The 2,863-nt window shown below is 75.0% G+C and carries 2 protein-coding genes; both read left to right on the top strand.

Going from position 1 to position 2,863, the window contains the following annotated elements; genetic code table 11:
- Positions 1 to 191: 191 nt before the first annotated feature.
- Positions 192 to 1,475, top strand: coding sequence for a cytochrome P450 family protein (locus AAHZ94_RS32065; protein WP_349997225.1), 1,284 nt, complete (start codon positions 192 to 194; stop codon positions 1,473 to 1,475).
- 595 nt (positions 1,476 to 2,070) lie between these two features.
- Positions 2,071 to 2,863 (top strand): transglycosylase family protein (locus AAHZ94_RS32060; RefSeq protein ID WP_349997224.1); only part of this gene is annotated, 793 nt, incomplete at its 3' end.

Raw genomic sequence — 2,863 nt, 5'->3', positions numbered from 1 at the left:
GTGTGGCGGGCCCGGCCGGTGTGGCCCGTACGGCCGAGGCGGTCGATGCCGCCGAGGCAGCCAGCGCAGCCGATGCGACGGGTGCGACCGGTGCGGCCCATCCGGCTGACGCGGCCCATCCGGCTGACGCGGCCCGTTCGACTGATACGCCCCGTACAGCCGATACAGCCGATACAGCCGCCGCGGCCGACGTGGACACCCCCGCACCCCCGCCCCTCTTCACCTGGCAGTTCGCCAGCGACCCGTACCCCGCCTACGCCTGGCTGCGGGAGCACGCCCCGGTGTACCGGACCACGCTGCCGAGCGGCGTGGAGGCGTGGCTCGTGACGCGGTACGCGGACGCCAAGCGGGTGCTCGCGGACCCGCGGCTGTCGAAGAACCCGCTGCGGCACAGCGCGGCGGCGCACGCCAGGGGGCGGGTCGGCATCCCGGGGGAGCGCAGCGCCGATCTGATGACGCACCTGCTCAACATCGACCCGCCGGACCACACCAGGCTGCGCCGGCTGGTCTCCGCGGCGTTCACACCGCGCCGGGCCGCCGAGTTCGCGCCCCGGGTGCAGGAGTTGACCGATGGGCTGATCGATGCGTTCTGCGCGCGCGGCAGCGCGGACCTGATCCACGAGTTCGCCTTCCCGCTGCCCATCTACGCCATCTGCGACATGCTCGGCGTCCCACCGGAGGACCAGGACGACTTCCGGGACTGGGCCGGCATGATGATCCGGCACGGCGGCGGCCCGCGCGGCGGGGTGGCCCGCTCGGTCAAGAAGATCCGTACGTACCTGGCCGACCTGATCCACCGCAAGCGCGAGAACCTCGGCGACGACCTGATCTCCGGTCTCATCAGGGCCAGCGACCACGGCGAGCACCTGACCGAGAACGAGGCCGCGGCCATGTGCTTCGTCCTGCTCTTCGCCGGGTTCGAGACGACCATCAACCTGATCGGCAACGGGACGCTCGCGCTGCTGCGCAACCCGGGCGAGCGGGCCAGGTTGCAGGGCGCCCTGGCCGCCGGGGACGAGGCGCTGTTGCACAGCGGCGTGGAGGAGCTGCTGCGGTACGACGGGCCGGTCGAGCTGGCCACCTGGCGGTTCGCCACCGAGCCGCTGACCATCGACGGGCAGCACGTCGCCGCGGGCGAGCCGGTGCTCGTGGTGCTGGCGGCTGCCGACCGCGACCCGGAGCGGTTCGCCGACCCGGACCGGCTCGACCTGACCCGCCGCGACAACCAGCACCTGGGGTACGGGCACGGCATCCACTACTGCGTGGGCGCGCCGCTCGCCCGGATCGAGGCCAGAACGGCGATCGGCACCCTGCTGACCCGGCTGCCCGATCTGCACCTGGCGGCCGACCCCGACGAACTGCGCTGGCGCGGCGGCCTCATCATGCGCGGCCTGCGCACCCTGCCGGTCGCCTTCACGCCGACCGCGCCGATCACACAGATCACACCGACCGCACCGACCGCACCGACTCACTGACCGCGGCGGGCCGCAGGCCCCGTCCACTGCCCCCCGCGCGCCGCAGCCCTCGCTCACCTACCGCAGCGCGCCGCAGACCCGCATCCCCCGCCCGCGAGCAACCGTCGCCCCACCGTCCCCACCACCCTCACCCCGCAGCTCAGAAATCGCCCGATCCCGCCCGTACCGCCCCTCTCCACCGCCCCCTGGCGCGCCGTCACCCCACGGTGCGTACCTCGGCTACGTCCGATGCCGGATGCGCCGTCCCCGCGGCCGGGTGGGGAAGTCACGGTGGGCGGTGCCGTGCGCGCCGGCCGTTCGGCGTGCCGGGGCGCGCGGCGGGGGCGGCGTTGACGCTTCCGGACGGCCGCGCGCCCCGTCCGTGACCTCGTACGCGCCCTGGTGACGGAGCGTCCGGGGCGGGCCAGGTGCCGGCCGGTCGCGGGGCGCGCCGGGGGCTGTGCTAGGACGCCGGGAAACCGGGCCGCCCGAGCCGTAGCTGACGAGTCGTCATATGTGTGATCGGTGCGTGACCTCCGCTACATCAGCTTGTGACGGTCGGGCGGCGGCAGTATTTTCGACCGTCAAAATCTGCCGCCACACGAGAGGCACCCGCATGCGATCCGGCAACGGCAAACATCGCCGCCCCCGTCAGGCCCCGGCCATCGTCGTCGCAGCGGGGGTGACCGGTGCCGGAATCGCCCTTCCGCTGCTCGGTGCCACCGGTGCCGGCGCCGCCGACACGCAGACCTGGGACCGGGTCGCGGACTGCGAGAGCGGCGGCGTCTGGAGCGCCAACGAGGGCAACGGCAAGTACGGCGGCCTCGGCCTCAGCCTGGACGCCTGGCAGCTCTACGGCGGCACCGACCACGCGCCCCGCCCCGACCTGGCCAGCCGCGCCCAGCAGATAGCCATCGCGGAGGACATCCTGGCCGACCGCGGCCCGGTGGCCTGGAGCGGCTGTGCGAAGACCGTCGGCCTCGCCGAGGACGGCAAGGTCCCCGACGTCAACCCGGGCGACACCTCCGAGCGCAGCCGCCCCCAGCGCGGCGACGACGGAACGCTGCCGGCGCCCGGGCCCACCTCCAGACCCGGCGGGGCGGCGGACGGCGAGCGCGAGTCCGGCGACAAGCCGGCGAAGACGGACCGCGACCGGGACGAGAAGGCCGAGGGCGACGCCCGTGGCGACGCGGACCGGGGCAGCGGCCGTGACGCCGACCGGGGCGCGGACGCGAAGACCCCGGCCGGCGAGGCGCGCGACGGCGCGGACGGCGACGCCGCCGACCGGGCGACGGGCGCGGACCGCACCGACGGTTCGACCGCGGACCGCGGCGGCGCGGACGGCGCGGAGTCGCGCGGACGCGGCGACAGTGGCGACAAGGCCGGCGACAAGACCGGTGACGGGGCGG

The organism is Streptomyces sp. HSW2009 (assembly GCF_040240285.1).
Classification (GTDB): Bacteria; Actinomycetota; Actinomycetes; order Streptomycetales; family Streptomycetaceae; genus Streptomyces.
This window is presented reverse-complemented; position numbering and strand designations above follow the sequence as displayed.